Origin of the sequence: Solirubrobacter pauli, assembly GCF_003633755.1 — a bacterium.
GTDB lineage: Bacteria > Actinomycetota > Thermoleophilia > Solirubrobacterales > Solirubrobacteraceae > Solirubrobacter > Solirubrobacter pauli.
Genome location: NZ_RBIL01000002.1, coordinates 386,038 through 402,908 on the forward strand (window position 1 = coordinate 386,038; position 16,871 = coordinate 402,908).

Genomic DNA, 16,871 nt, shown 5'->3' on the forward strand with positions numbered 1-16,871 from the left:
TGGCGGCACCCCGCCTTCATCTGGACGAATGCCACCTGTTTCCGGACACCCGCAGCACCGGGTCGTGATCGTGGTCTACGACGGGGTCAAGCTCCTCGACGTCGCCGGCCCGGCGGACGTGTTCTCGGAAGCGAACCGCCTCGGCGCCGACTACCGCGTCGAGCTGGTCTCGGTGACCGGCGCCGACGTCGTCACCTCGGTCGGCGTCGGGCTCACCGTCCAGCACACGCCCGCCGACGTCGCCGACCCCGACACGCTGCTCGTCGCCGGCGGCGACATCTACCCGCGCACGCCCGTCGCGCACGACCTCGCGGACGCCGTGCGGGGACTCGCCTCGCGCTCGGACCGGGTGGCCTCGATCTGCACCGGCGCCTTCATCCTCGCCGCGGCGGGCTGCCTGGCCGGCAAGCGGGCGACGACGCACTGGAAGGTCGCCGACAAGCTCGCGGAACGACACGCCGACGTCAGGGTGGACCCGGACGCCATCTACACACGCGACGGCCGCACGTTCACGTCCGCGGGCGTCACCGCCGGCATCGACCTGTGCCTCGCGCTGGTCGAGGACGACCACGGCGCGGACCTCGCGCGCGACGTCGCCCGGATGCTGGTCGTCTACCTGCAGCGGCCCGGCGGGCAGTCGCAGTTCTCCGTGCCCCTCGCCACGGCGCCGCCCCGGACCCCGGCGCTCCGCCGCGTCCTGGAGATCGTCTCCGCGGACCCGTCGGGCGACCATTCGCTGTCGGCGCTCGCCGGGCGCCTGAACGTGAGCCCGCGCCACCTCACCCGGCTGTTCCGTGACGAGCTGTCGACGACGCCCGCCCGCTATGTCGAGTCGATCCGGCTCGACATCGCGAAGGCGCTGCTCACCGAGGGCCACACGGCGACCGCCGCCGCGGCGCTCTCCGGCTTCCCCAGCTACGAGAGCCTGCGGAGGGTGTTCGCCCGTGAGCTGCAGACGTCGCCGGCGGCTTACGCCAGCCGCTCGCGTCGGGCGGCCTGAGCCGCCTAGGTCAGCCGCACCGACTCGCCGCCCAGGGAGACGACGTCCCCCGGATGCAGCTGGCGCCCGCGGCGCGTCTCGAGCTCGCCGTTCACGCGCACGCGCTCCTCGGCGAGCACCATCTTCGCCTCGCCGCCGGTCATCACGAGCCCGGACGCCTTGAGCAGCTGTCCGAGCCGGATCATCCCGTCCTTCGCCTGGAAGTCGTCCATCTCGGCCACCATCATGACTCCCCGCATGGAGCTGCGCCACCTGAGGTACTTCGTCGTCGTCGCCGAGGAGCTGCACTTCCGCCGTGCGGCGGAGCGCCTGCACATGTCCCAGCCGCCGCTGAGCCAGCAGATCCGCGCGCTCGAGGAGGAGGTGGGGGCGACGCTGCTCCTGCGCACCCAGCGGCGGGTCGAGCTGACGGCGGCCGGGGCGGTCTTCCTGGAGCGCGCGCGGGAGATCCTCGCCGCCACCGAGGACGCGGCGCGCCAGGCGCGGCGGGTCCAGCGCGGCGAGGTCGGGCGGCTGGCGGTCGGGTTCGTCGGCAGCGCGATGTACTCGTTCGTGCCCGACCTGCTGCGGCGCTTCCGCGAGCAGTCGCCGGACGTGACGCTGCGCCTGCACGAGCTGGGCACGACCGAGCAGCTGCGCCAGCTCGAGGACGGCCGGCTGGACGTCGGCTTCCTGCGCGCCGGCCGCTCGCGTCCGGAGTTGAAGATCGAGAACGTGGCCCTGGAGCCCGTGGTCGTGGCGCTGCCGGACCTGCACCCGCTCGCCGCCAAGACGCAGCTGACGCTGGAGGACCTGCAGGGGCAGCCGCTGATCCTGCTCACGAACGGCGTCGCGCCCGGCCTGCGCACGGCGCTGCAGCCGGCGATCGACCGCCTCGGCGGCGACGACACGGTCGTGCAGGAGGTGCAGGAGATGCAGACGGTGATCGGCCTCGTGGCCGCCGGCATCGGGATCTCGCTCGTCGCCGAGTCCGTGCGTGAGCTCGTCCGCGTCGGCGTGACCTATCGGCCGCTGGCGGGCTGGGGGCCGAGCCTGCGCCTGGACATGGCCTGGCGGGCGGCGGACGAATCGCCGCTGCTCACGGCGTTCGTGGAGATGGCGCGCGCGGCGGCCCCCGCCGAAGGAGAGAGAGGTCGGCGGGGGCCGGCGCCACGTTGACGTCGCCCCATCAGCGGGGAGGAGAGATATGTATCCGCTGACAGTGCGAGGTGGGGAGCCACCAAGTCGTCGAGAGAGAATGTACGAAATCCGGCGGAAGTGGTCCAATATCGAAACCAACCGCCATTGATAGCTTCAACGTCTCAGGGAAGGTCCGCTGATATGGAAACGAGCCTCGTCGGGTCTTACCCGCAGCCGGAATGGCTGGTAGACCGGGAAAAGCTGCGCACCCGGCTCCCGCCGCGCGTGCGGGCAAGCGACATCTGGAAGATCGACCCGGAGCAGCTCCGGGCCGCGCAGGACGCCGCGACGCTCGCCGCGATCCACGACCAGGAGCTCGCGGGGCTGGACATCATCACCGACGGCGAGATCCGCCGAGAGAGCTACTCGAACTACTTCGTGCTGGCGCTGGACGGGATCGACGTCGACAACCCGGGCGAGGCGCTGGACCGCAACGGCAACCCGATGCCGGTGCCGCGCGTGGCCGGCCCGATCTCCCGGCGTGAGAACATCCTCCGCCGCGACGCCGTGTTCCTGCGCAGCGCGACCGACCGCAAGATCAAGGTCACGGTGCCCGGCCCGTTCACGATGGCCCAGCAGGCGCAGAACGACCACTACGGCAGCGAGGAGGAGGTCGCGTTCGCCTTCGCCGACGTCGTGCGCGAGGAGGTGACCGAGCTCTTCGAAGCCGGCGTCGACGTCGTCCAGCTCGACGAGCCGTGGATGGAGTCGCGCTCCGAGCAGGCGCGCGCGTACGGGATCGAGACGCTGCGGCGCGCGCTGGACGGGGTGGACGGCACGACCGTCCTGCACATCTGCTTCGGCTATCCGCTGTTCGTGCCGGGGCACAAGCGGACCTACCGCTTCCTGCCCGAGCTGGCCGAGGCGCCCGTGGACCAGATCTCGATCGAGACGGCCCAGGCCGAGCTCGACCTCGAGGTGCTCGAGCGGCTGTCGGACAAGACGATCGTGCTCGGCGTGATCGCGCTGGACTCGAACGAGGTCGAGAGCGCGGAGACGGTGGCGGCGCGGATCGAGCGCGCGCTGCCCTACACGCGGAACCTCGTCGCCGCGCCGGACTGCGGCATGAAGTACCTCACGCGTGACGCGGCGTACGGGAAGCTCCAGTCGCTGGTCGGCGGCGCGCGGTTGGTGAAGGCATGAGCCGGACGTGCGCGACGATGGTCGTCCACGAGCTCCTGGCGGAGACCGTGCCGGGCTATCGCGAAGCACGGCTGGAGGCGGAGGCGCTGACGCAGCGCTACGTGGCCGAGGCGGCGGCGCGGACAGAGCCGGTCAAGCTCCAGACCGTCGTCCACGTCGTCTATCGCACCGACGCCGAGAACGTCTCCGACGAGCAGATCCAGAGCCAGCTCGACGTGCTCAACCGCGACTTCCGGGCGCGCAACGAGGACCGCGCGCAGGTGCCGCCGGTGTGGACGTCGCTGGTGGCCGACGCGCTCGTCGAGTTCGAGCTCGCCGAGGTCACGCGCACGCACACCGACCAGCGGTCGTTCGGCGCCGACGACAGCGTCAAGGCGCTCGTGCCGGCCCAGCCCGGGCGGCTGAACGTGTGGGTGTGCACGCTCGGCGGCGGGCTGCTCGGCTACGCCCAGTTCCCCGGCGGGCCGGCCGAGACCGACGGCGTCGTGATCCTCAACCGCGCCTTCGGCACGACCGGCACGGCGCAGGCGCCGTTCGACGGCGGGCGCACCGCCGTGCACGAGGTCGGCCACTGGCTTGGCCTGCGGCACATCTGGGGCGACATGAACGACTGCACCGGCGACGACTTCGTCGCCGACACGCCGCCCGCCCAGCAGGCCAACACCGGCACGCCCGAGTTCCCGCACGTCACGTGCGGCAACGGCCCGAACGGCGACATGTTCATGAACTACATGGACTACGTCGACGACGCGGCGATGTTCATGTTCACCAAGGGGCAGGCGGCGCGCATGGACGCGACGCTCGCGGGCCCGCGGAGCGCCCTGGCGTGAGCCGCTGGCTGCACGCGCGCGAGGAGGACTCGGAGGACGAGCTCGTCTTCCGGCCGGAGGGCTACCCGCTGCCCCTCGCGCGCGGGCGGCGTGAGATCGAGCTGCGCGCGGACGGCGAGACGTTCGTCGCCCGCGCGCCGGGGGCGGACGACCGCCCCGTCGAGTCCTCCGAGCTCGACGACTACTACGTCGCCGAGCTCGTCGAGGACCGGCTCACCTTGAAGCGAGGTCCGCGCCTTCCCTGAGGGCGCGGAGCTTGGCCCACACTACGTCGGGGTCGACGGCCGCCTGGCCGACCCAGGTGCCGTAGCCGCAGTCGCTGCCGGCCATCACGGACTCGTCGCCGACGAGGTCCGCGTAGCGGCGGATGCGCTGGGCGATCAGCTCCGGATGCTCGATGAAGTTGGCCTTCGACTCGAGCACGCCCGGGATCAGGATCTTCCCGTCGGGCAGCTTGACGTCCTCGAAGATCGCCCACTCGTGCGCGTGGCGCGGGTTGGCGGCCTCGAAGGCGATCGAGGCCGGTCGCGCCTCGAAGACGAGGTCGATGATGTCCTTGAAGGGCACGTCGCAGTGGTGCGGGCCCTCGTAGTTGCCCCAGCACACGTGCAGGCGCATGGCGGCCGGATCGATGTTGGCGGTGGCGTGGTTGAGCGCTTCGATGTTCAGGCGCGCCTCCTCGCGGAACGCGGCGAGGTCCTTGTCCGCGAACTGGATGTGGCGGCCCATCGCGAGGTCCGGCGCGTCGATCTGCACCTGCAGGCCGGCGCTGGTGATCGCCTCGTACTCGACGCGCATGGCGTCGGCGATGGCGTACACGTACTCCTCGCGCGTGGCGTAGTGGTCGTTGCGGAAGAAGAGCGCGATCACGCCGGGGGAGGCGGCGTTCATGAAGCCGCGGTGGCCGTCGGGAAGCGCGGACGTCATGTGCTCGATGTCGGCCTTGGCGGCCTCGGGGTCGCGGACCTTGATCGGGGCGTCGCAGGCTGGCGTCTTGCGCCGCGAGCGGCCCGGGTCGCCGAAGACCTTCCGCTGCAGGACCGGGAACTCGACGAGGTCCTGGTACGTGAGCGGCTGGCTCGTGCCGCCGAACCCGTCGAGGCGGTCGGCGATGTAGGTGACGTAGCTCGGCTTGCCCATCTCGCCGTCGCTGACCACGTCCACACCGCAGTCGACCTGCTTCTGGACGACCTCCGCGACCGCCGAGCGGGTGCGCTGCTCGAGCGCGACGGGGTCCACGGGGACGCCCTCCTGCTTGGCGAACATCGTGCGGATCAGGTCTTCTGGACGGGGAAGGCTGCCGACATGGGTGGTGAGGATGCTCATAGGCGTGCGGCGACGTGCTCCACGGTGTTCTCGAGATGGACGCGGGTGGCGGCGGCGGCGCGTTCGGGGTCGCGGGCGACGCAGGCGTTGAGGATCGCGCGGTGCTCGAGGTCCAGGCGGGCGGCCGGGAAGTCGTCGCGTGCGCGGTAGATGTGCAGGTAGGCGCTGGACGCGTCGCGCAGCGAGGCGATCATCGCGGACAGCTGCGGGCGCCCGCAGTGCGCGTAGAGCGTCGTGTGGAAGCGCTGGTTGAGCTCGATGTAGCGCGGCGCGGGCGGCCCCTCCCACATCTGCTCGATCAGCTGCTGCAACGGCGCGGCCCACGCCTTCTCGAACCGCTCGGCGGTCTTGCCCGCGGCCAGCGACTCGAGCGCGGCGCGGATCTCGTAGTGCTCGCGCAGGTCGTCGACGCTCGGGAGGAAGACGACCGCGCCGCGCTGCGGGTGGTGGCGGACGAGCCCTTCGCGCTGGAGCGTGGCCAGCGCCTCGCGCACGGGCGTGGTGCTGACGCCCAGCGCACGCGCGATCTCGACCTGGCGCAGCTTGTCCCCGGGAGCGCGTCGACCCGCGAGAATCTCGGCCTTCAGGTGCTCGGCGACCTGGCCGGCGACGGTGCGGGGAGCGGTCAGCGCCACGTGGCGGTAAGTTATCGAATGTGCAAATTCCTGCACGCGCGTGAGGAGACATGGGATGAAGCAGCCGCTCAAGGGTCCGCATCACTTCACCGGCATCACCCGCGACGTCACGACGAACGTCGACTTCTGGTGCCGCGTCATGGGTCTGCGGTTCGTGAAGAACACGCTCAACTTCGAGACGACCTTCCGGTACCACACCTACTTCGGCGACGAGGAGGGCAATCCGGGGTCGGTCGTCACGTTCCTGGAGTTCAAGGAGGCGCCGGTCGGCGTCCCGGGGGACGGGGACATCCAGCGGCTCGTCCTGCGGGTCGCGTCCTACGACTCGCTCGAGTACTGGATGGACCGCCTGATCGCCAACCAGCACCACAGCGAGATGCTGCGGCTGGACCCGACGCAGCCCCAGTCGCTGGTGTTCTGGGACCCCGAGGGCCACGAGGTCGAGCTGATGGTGTCCGACACCACCGACGCGCCGCTGGTCGCCGAGGCGGACGACATCCCCGCCGAGCACCGCATCCTCGGCATCGAGGGCGCGCGCTCCTTCACCACCAAGGAGGAGCAGCTCCCGTTCGCCCAGCACCTCGGGTTCCGCGACGACGGCTACCGGCTCGTGCTCGACGCCGAGCGCTCCGGCCGCTGGTACTTCTCGCCGCCGCCCGGTCGCCCGTCGGGTGACGGCAAGGTCGGCGTCTGGCACCACGTCGCCTACGACGCCGGCGACGGCCCCGAGACCGAGCGCGCCCGCGACGAGGCCAACGAGGGCGTGCGCCCGTGGACGAAGATCTTCGACCACTACTTCTTCGACAGCTGCTACTCGATGTCTCCCGGAGGGCGGATGGAGATCTGCACGTCGGGGCCTGGATTTCAACTCGACGAGAAGCTCGAGGACCTCGGCGACCGACTCTGCCTCTCACCGCGAGTGGAGCCACTTCGCGCCAAGCTCGAATCCGAGCTGACGCTGATCGTCAACCCGCGTCCGCGCAACAAGACGAAGGCCTCGGCGGCACCGCCCAAGGCGGACATCGCGCCGTCGGGCAACGGCGTCCCGCCCGCGCAGGAGCCGGCGGCGTCCGCAAACTAAGTCTCACCTTCGACAACGGCCCGGACCCGGAGGCGACGCCCCGGGTCCTGGACGTGCTGGCCGCGCGCGGCCTGAAGGCCTCGTTCTTCGTCGTCGGCGAGGCGCTCAAGCAGCACCGCGCGCTGGCCGAGCGTGCCCACGCCGAAGGCCACTGGATCGGCAACCACACGCTCACCCACCCGCGCCCGCTCGGCGAGAGCGGGACGGAGGTGCGCGAGATCCAGGCGGCCCAGGCCGAGCTCGGGGCGCTCGCGCATCCCGACCGCCTGTTCCGCCCGTCCGGCGCGGGCGGCGATCTCGCCCCGGGCCTGCTGAGCACGGCCGCGGTCCAGGCGCTGATCGCGGGCCGCTTCACGTGCGTGCTCTGGAACGCCGTCCCGGGCGACTGGAAGGACCCCGACGGCTGGGTCGACACCGCGCTGGCGCAGATCCAGCAGCAGGACTGGACGCTGCTCGTGCTCCACGACGTGGCCGGCGCGTGCGCCGACCGCCTCGACGAGCTCCTCCAGCGCGTCGACGCCGAGATCGTCCAGGCGTACCCGCCGGCCTGCGTGCCGATCAAGCGCGGAGCGGTCCGGCGTCCAGTCGACCGGTATCTGCGCTGACGCCTGTCAACCGCGCGAGACCACCTCACAGGTTGACCACCCGTGTTGGTGTGGTGAACCGTAGCTCCGACGCGGCGTAGCTGCCGGATACTCGCCCGGCTCAGCTTCCTCCCCAAGGAGTCTCATTTGAACGTCCCCCTCGGCGGTCGCCTCAGGCCGCTGGCTGCCGCGTGCGCGGTGGCCGTCTTCGCCGTGCTCGCGCTCGCCTCCTCGGCGTCCGCCTTCAAGCCCTACACGCACATCCAGACCGGGCTGCGTGCCTATGAGGACGTCACCGCCGACGGCAAGGTCACGATCGAGGGCCGCGCGTACGACGTCAAGCCCGAGGTGGTCGCGGCGCTGAAGGCGAACCCCGCGTACTTCAACGCCGGCGTCGTCGGTCCGGACGGCTTCCCGGATCTCGTGATGGGCCAGTCGGTCATCCACCCTGAGCAGACCGGCAAGTGGCTCACGCACATCCTCAAGCGGGCCTACGACGCGCAGGACGACCCGTCCTACGGCGCGGCCGAGCGGGGGCAGATCCTCGCGTTCGCCTACGGGTACCTGACGCACGCGGCGGGCGACATGTGGGCGCATACGCTCGTCAACGACGTCGCCGGCGGTGTCTTCCCGTCCGTCGGCGAGCTCGCCGACGTCGACAAGGCCGAGATCGCCATCCGCCACATCATCGTCGAGGGCTACGTCGGCGACGCGACCGCGGGCTTCGACGGCAACCAGGACCGTGGCCCGGTCCAGGGCGAGACCAACGAGGACGGCAACCCGCAGGTGTCCGACGACTCGACGCCGCACATCCCGTTCGCCGCCCCCAAGCGCTTCATCTACGAGACCTTCGTCAACCCGGCCAATCCGCTGCCGGTCGGCACCAGCCGCGGCAAGCTGATCGACTTCTTCCGCGACATGCAGGCCCAGCTCCAGCTCGCCGAGGCGCGCTACGAGTGGGACTCCGAGTACGAGGACTGCCTGCTGGCCGACCCGGATTGCCACGAGCGCACCAAGACGCTGACGGTCGACACCGTGCGCGGCCCCAAGACCACGACGGTCGAGTACAACCGCTGCGAGGCTGATCACTTCTGCCTCGGCCTGGACCCGGGCGACCTCGCCTCCGACCTGACGATCGACAACCTCGTCGAGACCTACCTCGAGCACTGGATCGAGGACGTCGAGGACGGCCTGGAGAACTGGAGCGACCTCGGGCTCGCGGTCACGAAGTCCCTGTTCGACCCGCGCAGCCACCGCGCGGCGCAGGACCACATCTGCCGCAACGAGCCCGACGACGAGTACTCGCTGCTGCGCTCGAGCTGCGAGGACGGCGTCGGGCCGCTGGACGTCATCGGCTACGAGGCCGAGGACTACATCAACGACCACCTGATTTCGATGCTCGGCGCGCCGGACTTCGTCGGCGACCTCAACGAGCTCTTCGGCGTCGTCTCGGACACGATCTCCGACGTCCTCGGCCCGGCGCTGAACCCGCTGCAGGCCCCGATCGCCGAGATCAAGGAGTACGCGAAGGACCAGATCCAGGAGGCGATCGAGGAAGAGCTGCGGATCGACATCGACCAGCTCAAGTCGTTCGTCACGTCGCCCACGCACTGGATCGGGGTCCAGTCGGTCGCGCTCGACCTGCCGATCGTCGGCACGCAGCAGGTGGACCTGTTCACGCCGGGCACGCACGAGAAGCTCGACGCGCTGATGGACCTCCCGGCCGACCACCACGAGGCGCAGGAGGTCACGCTGCCGGGCGTCGGCACCGTGCCCAGCACGGGGCTCAAGGACGACGTGACGTTCGATGCCGAGCAGTTCGCCGCCTACCGCAACGCGGTCCAGACGGCCAAGCTGCTGCTGCTCGACGGCACCGGCCTCAACGCCGCGCTCGGCGACATCCTCAAGGCCCGCGGCGACGTCAAGGGCGGTGTCGCGACCTACCCGGCGGCCGCCAACCTGATGACCACGCAGCTGTCCGGCTCCCTGCCGTGGCTGCGCTCGATCGACTCCGACCACTCGTGGCGCTCCGACGGCCGCCCGCGCTTCTGCGAGCAGGGCGCCCCGGACTGCCCGAGCGACGGCGCCCAGCCGCGCCCGGCCGAGCACGACGCCGGCAACGACACGTTCCCGCTGTGGGAGTCCTGCCTGCTGCGGCCGACGTTCACCACGCTGTACCGCGACTGGGAGAACGGCGCCGCGCAGTTCCCGGCCCTGGGCGACGCGCCGAGCGCCGACCCGAGCGACCCGGACGCGCCCGCCGGCTCGATCCTGCTCGCCGGCACGACCTACAGCAGCGGTGGCACGACCTACGTCGCCGCGAACCACCAGTTCACGGCCAAAGCCGTCGACGCGGTGTTCACCGACGCGCGCGTGGCCGTCCAGTACCGCTACTACAAGGCCGGCAGCATTCCCGGCGCGTGGAAGGACATCGCCGCGGGCGCGACGTTCTCGATCCCGGCGAGCGCCGGTGACGGCACCTACCACGTGCAGCTGCGCACGGCCGACCCGTGCCACACGTTCGACCCGGCCGACGAGCTGCCGACCGACGCGCCCGTGACCCGCACGGTCGTGCTGGACACGACGCCGCCGCAGATCACCATCACCAAGCCCGCGCCCGAGGGCGTGACGTTCGACTCGGACGACTTCAGCGCGATCGAGTACACCGTCACCGACGCGGCCTCGGGCGTGGACGCGGCGACGGTGAAGGCGCGGTTCGACGGCGCCGCCGCCACCCACGGGCAGGTGCTGGACATGTTCCTGCTGGCGCCCGGCACGCACACGGTCGACGTGACCGCGGCCGACGAGCTCGGCAACGCGGGGGAGGCGACACGGCACTTCGAGCTGCACGCCACGCGCGAGAGCCTGCTCAGCAACATCGCGCGCTCGTGTGACGAAGGCCTGATCACCAAGCCGGGCACGTGCAAGTCGCTCACGTCGCAGCTCGCGCACGCGCCGTTCGGGGCGTTCGTCAACCACGTCGAGGCGCAGCGCGGGAAGTCGATCGACGTCGCCACCGCGAACCGCCTGATCGCGTTCGCGCAGGACCTGCTCTAGGCGCGATAGCCCTTGAGCAACGCCGTCAGGAACCCGTAGAGCCGGCCTTCGAAGTCCGGCTGCAGCAGCTCCGTCCCCGCGTACGCCTCGGCGACGTGTGGGGCGGGGCTGGTGAGCGGGTACAGGCTCGCTGCGAGCAGCAGCGCCGCGGCGACGACCTCGAACGCCTCGGGCACGTCGAGCCGCGCGGCCAGCGTGCGGACGTGCGCGATCGACTCGGCGCGGAACGCGCGGACGGCCTCGGCGCTGACGTTGTGCTCGAGCACCGCGGCCTGCTCGCCCAGCAGGTCGCAGAAGAACGGCCGCTCGGCGAGCGAGGACGCGAGCGCCGCGGCCGGATCGTCGCCGATGTCGACGGCCTCGGTCCACGCCGCCCACTCACGCGCGAGCAGCGCCAGGTAGATCGCCTCGCGCGACTCGAAGTAGCGCAGCAGGTTGGACTTCGCCAGGTCGACCGCGCGGGCGATGTCGCCCAGGGACACCTCGCGCACCCGCCGCTCCTCGGCGAGCGCGCGGGCCGCGGCCAGGATCGCCTCGCGGCGCTCCTCCTTGTGCTCGGGCCGTCGGGCGCGCTGGTAGCTCACGGCCCGTCACTTTAGAGAACGGCGTTCTATAGTTAGGAGAACACCGTTCTTATATAGGAGGCAGACATGCCGCAGACCTGGCTCATCACCGGCTCCTCCCGCGGCCTCGGGCGCGCGCTCGCCGAGGCCGCCGTGGCCGCCGGCCACAACGTGGTCGCCACCGCGCGCCGGCCCGTCGACCTCGAGGGCGCGTACCCCGTCGCCCTCGACGTGACCGACGCCGAGCAGGCGCGCGCCGCCGTCGCGGCCGCGGTCGAGCGCTTCGGCCGGCTCGACGTCGTCGTCAACAACGCCGGCTACGCGAACGTCAGCTCGATCGAGGACTTCGCCGAGGAGGACTTCCGCGCGCAGCTGGAGACCAACCTGTGGGGCGTCGTCAACGTCACGCGCGCGGCGCTGCCGGTCCTGCGCGAGCAGGGCGCGGGCCACATCATCCAGATCTCGTCCGTCGGCGGGCGCAGCAGCGCTCCCGGGCTCGGCCCGTACCAGACCGCCAAGTGGGCGGTCGAGGGGTTCAGCGGCGTGCTGGCCAAGGAGGTCAACCCGCTCGGCATCAAGGTGACCGTCGTCGAGCCGGGCGGCTTCCGCACGGATTGGGCCGGGTCGTCGATGACCGTGCAGGAGTTCAACCCGGCCTACGACGCCAGCGTCGGCGCGATGATGCGCTACCGCGAGAGCGCGGTCGCGCTCGGCGATCCCGTCAAGGCGGCGCAGGCGATCCTCACGGTCGCGGACGCGGAGGAGCCGCCGCTGCAGCTGCTGCTCGGCAGCGACGCGTTCGCGCTGGCCCGCTCGGTCGACGAGGCCCGGATCGCGTCCGACGACCGGTGGAAGCCCCTGACGTTGTCGACCGACCACGACGACGCCGACCCCGCCGGCATCGAGCGCGCGCGCGAGCTCACCGCGTCACGCGGCACGGGCAGCCGTCCGTGAGCGCGTCGCCCCACGCGTCCTCCCGCGCGCGCACCAGGTAGGTGCGCGCGCCGTCGACCGCGTAGCCGGTCAGGTAGGCGCTGGGGCTGCGGGTGGACGCGCGGGTGCGGTCGCGCAGGCGGTACCGGTGCAGGCGGCGCCGGCAGCCGGCGGGGTCGCCCGCGCACGTGTCCGCCCAGCGCAGCCGCCCGGCGCTGAAGCCCGGGAAGCGCATGAAGCGCGTGGAGATGCCGTTGTCGCGCGCGTCGAGCACGCGCGGGCGTGCGCCGACGCCGGTGAGGACGAGCTCCGTGCGCAGGTCCAGCTCACGCGCGACGGCGACGTGGGTGCCGTACACGTCGACGCCGCTGCGCTCGACGGCGCGCCCGCCGCCGTCTTCGACCCGGCGCGTCCTGCCGTCCACGCGCGCGAAGAGGCCGTCGGGGCGGGCGTAGACGAGCGTCGTGTGCCAGATCGCGGGCAGGTAGCCGTCGGTCAGCACACGCTCCCGAGCGGTGGCCGGGTCGTAGAGGACGGCGCGGCAGCCCTGCGCGGAGCCACCGCCCGGGTAGGTGACGGCGCCCGTGCCCGCGTAGGCCGGCTCCGTCGCGCAGCGCGAGTAGACCGCCACGGTCACGCCGCGCCCGTCCGGGCCGAGGTCGACGTCGAACGGCACCGCCCGCGGGGCCGTCCGGGCACGGATCTCGTGACCGTCGCGCCGCAGGATCAACGCGTAGGCGCCGCGCTCGTAGCGGCTGTAGGCGACCGTTCCGCGGAACGCCGCGACGGGCGTGATGGCGGCGACGGACGCGGGCGGCGAGGCGAGCAGCATGCGGCCGACCGTAGGCCCCGGGCGCTCGCCCGGCAGGTCCACCCAGGGTGGAACCGGGCTAGTCCTTGGGCACGACGGGCGCGGCGTGCTCGTCGCCCGCCTCGACCTGCTCGAGCCGCTCGCGCAGGCGCGCCCGCAGCTCCTCCGGCGAGTAGTCGGACTGCGGGCGGCGGTTGCGCGACCACACCGCGCCGGTGGCCGCGACGCCGGCGGCGCCTGCGAGCCCGAGCCACTTCCAACGCGCCTTCATGTCGCGAACCCTACTCTCTGGCCCGTGTCCGAGCTCGCCTTCGACGACGCCGTCGCGACCACGCAGACGGGCGACATCTGGTTGTTCCGCGGCCGCTCGTTCGCGGACCGCGCGATCCAGACCGTCACCAACTCGCCCGTCAACCACGTCGGGATGGCGGTCGCGCTCGACGACATGCCGCCGCTGCTGTGGCACGCGGAGCTCGGCAAGTCGCTGCCGGACGCCTGGACCGGCGAGCGCCACCGCGGGGTGCAGCTGCACAAGCTCGCGGACGCGGTCCGCACCTGGGACGACAAGTACGGCCAGCGCGCGTGGGTACGGCGGCTCGAGGGCGGCGAGATCACGCGCGCGCACGAGGACCGGCTGATCGAGACGATCGACAAGTACAACGGCAAGCCGTTCCCGACGACGCCCGGCCTCGCCCGCTCGTGGGTGACCGGCCGCGTGCGGCGGCGCGACGCGAGCCGCGAGACGATCTACTGCGCCGAGCTCGTCGCCGTGACCATGCAGCACATGGGCCTGCTGCCCGACAAGCGCCCGATGAGCTGGTACGACCCCGGCAAGTTCTGGAGCGGCGACGAGATCGTCCTCGTCGAGCCGTTCTCGCTCGGTGAGGAGATCACGGTCCGGCCCGCGTGATCGGGGTCGGCATCATCGGCGCGGGCCTCATGGGCTCGATCCACGCGCGCCTGCTCGCCGACTCGGTGCCGGGGGCGCGCGTGACCGCGGTGTGCGACACCGACGTCTTCGCGGCCGACGAGCTGGCGGGCGCCGCGCACGCCGTCTCGGCCTACCACGACGGCTTCGACCTCATTCTCGGGCCCGGCATCGACGCGGTCGTGATCGCGAGCCCGGTGCCGACGCACGAGGCGCTCGTGCTGGCGTGCATCGAGGCGGGCGTGCCCGTCCTGTGCGAGAAGCCGCTGACCGCGACCGCCGCCGCGGCCCGGCGGATCGTCGAAGCCGAGCGCGCGACCGGCCGCCGCCTCGTCACCGTCGGCTTCATGCGCCGCCACGACCCGGCCTACGTCGAGCTCAAGGCGCAGCTGGACGCGGGCGCGATCGGCCGTCCGCTGCTCGTGCACTGCGCGCACCGCAACCCGTCCGTGCACCCGTTCTTCGACAGCCCGATGATCATCACCGACAGCGCCGTCCACGAGGTGGACATCACGCGCTGGCTGCTCGGCGAGGAGATCGTCTCCGTCGACGTCCGCACGCCGCGGGCCACGTCCCGTGCGCGAGGGTCTGCATGACCCGCAGCTGATCCTCCTGACCACCGCGTCCGGCGTGCTCGTCGACGTCGAGGCGTTCGTCACCGCCGGGTACGGCTACGACATCCGCTGCGAGGTGGTGGGGGAGGACGGGACGCTCGCGCTGCCGATCGCGATCAGCAGCGGGTTCGAGGCGCGCTTCGAGGCCGCGTACCGTCAGGAGCTCGTCGCGTGGCTGGCGGATCTCGACGCCCCCGTCGGCGCCAGCGCCGAGGACGGCTTGGCCGCCGCGGCGGTGTGCGAGGCCGGGGTCCGCTCGCTCACCGAGGGGCGTGCGACGCGGGTTGCGTGGTGATACCCATGGGGAACGGCGGCCGACCTGCGACGCTGAACGCGTGTCGTTGCTCTGGCGTGTCGCTCTGATCAACGCGGCGGTGCTGGCCGTCGCCTTCTTCGCGCTCGTCCTCTCGCCGGTCAAGGTCAGCACGCACACGACGCTCGCCGAGATCGCGATCCTCGCGGTGGGCGTGCTGGCGCTGCTTGGCGTCAACCTCGTCGCGCTGCGGCTCGTGTTCGCGCCGCTGAGCGAGCTGACCGCGCTGATGCGCCGCGTGGACCCGCTGCGCCCGGGGCGCCGGATCGAGGTGCAGCGCTCGGTGGCCGAGGTGACCGAGCTGCAGGACGCGTTCAACGACATGCTCGACCGGGTCGAGCACGAGCGCCAGACGAGCGGCCGGCGCGCGCTCGACGCGCAGGAGCGGGAGCGCCGCCGCCTGGCGCGTGAGCTCCACGACGAGCTCGGCCAGACGTTGACCGGCATCGTGCTGCTGCTGGACGGCCTCGTGCGCGAGGCGCCGGAGCCGCTGCAGCCGTCGGTCGAGCAGGTGCAGGAGGCCTCGCGCGGCGCGGTCGAGAAGACGCGCGACATCGCGCGCGGGCTGCGGCCGGCGGCGCTGGACGAGTTCGGGCTGCGGAGCGCGCTCACGACGCTCGCGGCCGGGTTCGCGGAGCGCAGCGGGCTGCGGGTGCGGCACGAGCTGGCCGACGACCTGCCGACGCTCGCGCCCGAGCACGACCTCGCGATCTACCGGACGGCGCAGGAGTCGTTGACCAACGTCGTGCGTCACGCGGACGCGACGGGCGTGGCGCTGTCGCTGACGGCGAACAACGGGCACGTCGTGCTGTCGGTGACCGACGACGGCCGCGGCGTGGCCGAAGAGGCGCTGCACGACTTCGGCGGCGTCGGCGGGATGCGCGAGCGGGCGATGCTCGTGGGCGGAAGACTGGACATCGGACGCGGGCCCACAGGCGGCACGCAGGTGCGGCTGGAGGTGCCGACGACATGAGCACACCGCTCACGACCAACGTGATCATCGCGGACGACCATCCGCTGATCCGCACGGGCATCCGCAAGGTGCTCGACGCGGCGCCGGACCTGCGGGTCGTGGCCGAGGCGTCGGACGGGATCGAGGCGACCGAGCTGGCGCTGCGGTCCGACGTCGACCTGGCGATCCTGGACGTGGCGATGCCGCTGCGGACCGGGCTGCAGGCGGCGCGGGAGCTCGCCAAGCGCCGCCCCGAGCTGCGGATCCTGATGCTCTCGATGCACGACACCGAGGACTACTGCTTCCAGGCGCTGAAGGCGGGCGCGTCCGGCTACGTGCTCAAGACGGTCGCCGACCGCGAGCTGGTGGACGCCTGCCGCGCCGCGATGCGCGGCGAGCCGTTCCTGTCGCCACCCGCCGTGCGGTCGATCATGCGCGCGTACCTGGACGACCCGGGCGAGGCGACGGAGCATCCGCTGACCGACCGGGAGCTGCAGGTGGTCAAGCTCGTGGCCGAGGCGCACACCAACGAGCAGATCGCGCGACTGCTGGTGATCAGCCCGCGGACGGTCGAGCGCCACCGCGAGAACATCCTCGCCAAGCTGGGCATGCGCGACCGCGTGGAGCTCACGCGCTGGGCGATCCGCCACGGGCTCGTCGAGCCGTAGCGCCCGGCTTCCCCCGTACGGGGGACCGCAAAGCGGTTTGTCGGTGCGCAGACCTCAAGCGGTGGGGCACCCCGGCCGAAGGAACTGCTAGGTCAAGAGCGGAAGTCCTTCTTCCTCTCTAGAAGCAACTCCCACGACAAAGGCACACTCGCCGCGAGGCGAGGTCGCAAAGCCACGGGGCTCCTGCCTCCACAGGAGCACGCCGGGCTGCCGAACGGGTCATGGGAGCCGCAATTCCATGCCCGTTCCCGAGG

The 16,871-nt window shown here is 71.9% G+C and carries 18 protein-coding genes, 1 pseudogene and 1 riboswitch; of the genes and pseudogenes, 13 read left to right on the forward strand and 6 right to left on the reverse strand.

Annotated features, from left to right (window positions below):
* Positions 1 to 28 precede the first annotated feature (28 nt).
* Positions 29 to 1,000, forward strand: coding sequence for a GlxA family transcriptional regulator (locus C8N24_RS21705; protein WP_121254052.1), 972 nt, complete (start codon positions 29 to 31; stop codon positions 998 to 1,000).
* 5 nt (positions 1,001 to 1,005) lie between these two features.
* On the opposite strand, the gene C8N24_RS21710 is transcribed toward C8N24_RS21705, so the two are convergent.
* The gene (locus C8N24_RS21710; RefSeq protein ID WP_245971947.1) at positions 1,006 to 1,239 is read right to left on the reverse strand and encodes an RNA-binding S4 domain-containing protein; all 234 of its coding nucleotides are present in this window, start codon (positions 1,237 to 1,239) and stop codon (positions 1,006 to 1,008) included.
* Here C8N24_RS21710 and C8N24_RS21715 point away from each other — a divergent pair.
* The 4 genes from C8N24_RS21715 to C8N24_RS21730 all read left to right on the forward strand — a co-directional run bounded on the left by C8N24_RS21715 (position 1,238) and on the right by C8N24_RS21730 (position 4,397).
* On the forward strand, positions 1,238 to 2,158 hold the full coding sequence (locus C8N24_RS21715) for a LysR substrate-binding domain-containing protein (protein ID WP_170179305.1): 921 nt from the start codon (positions 1,238 to 1,240) through the stop codon (positions 2,156 to 2,158). The genes C8N24_RS21710 and C8N24_RS21715 overlap by 2 nt on opposite strands.
* 162 nt (positions 2,159 to 2,320) lie before the next feature.
* Positions 2,321 to 3,322: a uroporphyrinogen decarboxylase family protein gene (locus C8N24_RS21720; protein WP_121254056.1), complete on the forward strand. Its 1,002-nt coding sequence runs from the start codon at positions 2,321 to 2,323 to the stop codon at positions 3,320 to 3,322.
* Entirely contained in the window at positions 3,319 to 4,152 is an 834-nt protein-coding gene (locus tag C8N24_RS21725; protein WP_121254058.1) for a zinc metalloprotease, read from the forward strand. Before C8N24_RS21720 ends, C8N24_RS21725 begins: the two co-directional genes overlap by 4 nt.
* Positions 4,149 to 4,397: a hypothetical protein gene (locus C8N24_RS21730; protein ID WP_121254060.1), complete on the forward strand. Its 249-nt coding sequence runs from the start codon at positions 4,149 to 4,151 to the stop codon at positions 4,395 to 4,397. The genes C8N24_RS21725 and C8N24_RS21730 overlap by 4 nt, the downstream gene beginning before the upstream one ends.
* Here the strand turns inward: C8N24_RS21730 and C8N24_RS21735 are convergent.
* On the reverse strand, positions 4,366 to 5,478 hold the full coding sequence (locus C8N24_RS21735) for a cobalamin-independent methionine synthase II family protein (RefSeq protein ID WP_121254062.1): 1,113 nt from the start codon (positions 5,476 to 5,478) through the stop codon (positions 4,366 to 4,368). The two genes, C8N24_RS21730 and C8N24_RS21735, sit on opposite strands and share 32 nt — an antisense overlap.
* The gene (locus tag C8N24_RS21740) at positions 5,475 to 6,113 is read right to left on the reverse strand and encodes a GntR family transcriptional regulator (protein WP_170179306.1); all 639 of its coding nucleotides are present in this window, start codon (positions 6,111 to 6,113) and stop codon (positions 5,475 to 5,477) included. Before C8N24_RS21740 ends, C8N24_RS21735 begins: the two co-directional genes overlap by 4 nt.
* A 55-nt stretch (positions 6,114 to 6,168) precedes the next feature.
* Here C8N24_RS21740 and C8N24_RS34745 point away from each other — a divergent pair, with 55 nt between their 5' ends.
* The 3 genes from C8N24_RS34745 (at position 6,169) to C8N24_RS21755 (ending at position 10,835) form a co-directional block, all read left to right on the forward strand.
* Positions 6,169 to 7,194: a VOC family protein gene (locus tag C8N24_RS34745; protein WP_121254066.1), complete on the forward strand. Its 1,026-nt coding sequence runs from the start codon at positions 6,169 to 6,171 to the stop codon at positions 7,192 to 7,194.
* Positions 7,195 to 7,241: 47 nt separating this feature from the next.
* Positions 7,242 to 7,799, forward strand: coding sequence for a polysaccharide deacetylase family protein (locus tag C8N24_RS21750; RefSeq protein WP_245972032.1), 558 nt, complete (start codon positions 7,242 to 7,244; stop codon positions 7,797 to 7,799).
* Positions 7,800 to 7,925: 126 nt separating this feature from the next.
* Positions 7,926 to 10,835 (forward strand): zinc dependent phospholipase C family protein, encoded by a 2,910-nt coding sequence (locus C8N24_RS21755; RefSeq protein ID WP_147447924.1) that lies wholly within the window; start codon positions 7,926 to 7,928, stop codon positions 10,833 to 10,835.
* On the opposite strand, the gene C8N24_RS21760 is transcribed toward C8N24_RS21755, so the two are convergent.
* A complete protein-coding gene (locus tag C8N24_RS21760; protein ID WP_121254070.1) occupies positions 10,832 to 11,419 on the reverse strand; it encodes a TetR family transcriptional regulator in 588 nt (195 codons plus the stop codon). The two genes, C8N24_RS21755 and C8N24_RS21760, sit on opposite strands and share 4 nt — an antisense overlap.
* A 66-nt stretch (positions 11,420 to 11,485) precedes the next feature.
* Here C8N24_RS21760 and C8N24_RS21765 point away from each other — a divergent pair, with 66 nt between their 5' ends.
* The gene (locus C8N24_RS21765) at positions 11,486 to 12,352 is read left to right on the forward strand and encodes an SDR family NAD(P)-dependent oxidoreductase (protein ID WP_121254072.1); all 867 of its coding nucleotides are present in this window, start codon (positions 11,486 to 11,488) and stop codon (positions 12,350 to 12,352) included.
* Here C8N24_RS21765 and C8N24_RS21770 read toward each other — a convergent pair.
* On the reverse strand, positions 12,318 to 13,163 hold the full coding sequence (locus tag C8N24_RS21770) for a hypothetical protein (protein WP_147447925.1): 846 nt from the start codon (positions 13,161 to 13,163) through the stop codon (positions 12,318 to 12,320). The two genes, C8N24_RS21765 and C8N24_RS21770, sit on opposite strands and share 35 nt — an antisense overlap.
* 58 nt (positions 13,164 to 13,221) lie before the next feature.
* Positions 13,222 to 13,413, reverse strand: coding sequence for a hypothetical protein (locus C8N24_RS21775; protein WP_121254076.1), 192 nt, complete (start codon positions 13,411 to 13,413; stop codon positions 13,222 to 13,224).
* Positions 13,414 to 13,437: 24 nt separating this feature from the next.
* Between C8N24_RS21775 and C8N24_RS21780 the strand changes: the two genes are divergently transcribed.
* From C8N24_RS21780 to C8N24_RS21795, 4 genes and pseudogenes are all read left to right on the forward strand, one after another.
* A complete protein-coding gene (locus tag C8N24_RS21780; protein ID WP_121254078.1) occupies positions 13,438 to 14,052 on the forward strand; it encodes a C40 family peptidase in 615 nt (204 codons plus the stop codon).
* Positions 14,053 to 14,081: 29 nt separating this feature from the next.
* Positions 14,082 to 14,979: pseudogene (locus C8N24_RS35600) on the forward strand (Gfo/Idh/MocA family protein).
* A 40-nt stretch (positions 14,980 to 15,019) separates the two neighbouring features.
* Positions 15,020 to 15,970, forward strand: a complete 951-nt coding sequence (locus C8N24_RS21790; RefSeq protein ID WP_121254081.1) for a sensor histidine kinase — start codon at positions 15,020 to 15,022, stop codon at positions 15,968 to 15,970.
* Positions 15,967 to 16,617, forward strand: a complete 651-nt coding sequence (locus C8N24_RS21795) for a response regulator (RefSeq protein ID WP_121254082.1) — start codon at positions 15,967 to 15,969, stop codon at positions 16,615 to 16,617. Before C8N24_RS21790 ends, C8N24_RS21795 begins: the two co-directional genes overlap by 4 nt.
* Before the next feature lie 131 nt (positions 16,618 to 16,748).
* Positions 16,749 to 16,832, forward strand: a riboswitch (cyclic di-GMP riboswitch).
* The last annotated feature ends 39 nt before the right edge of the window (positions 16,833 to 16,871 follow it).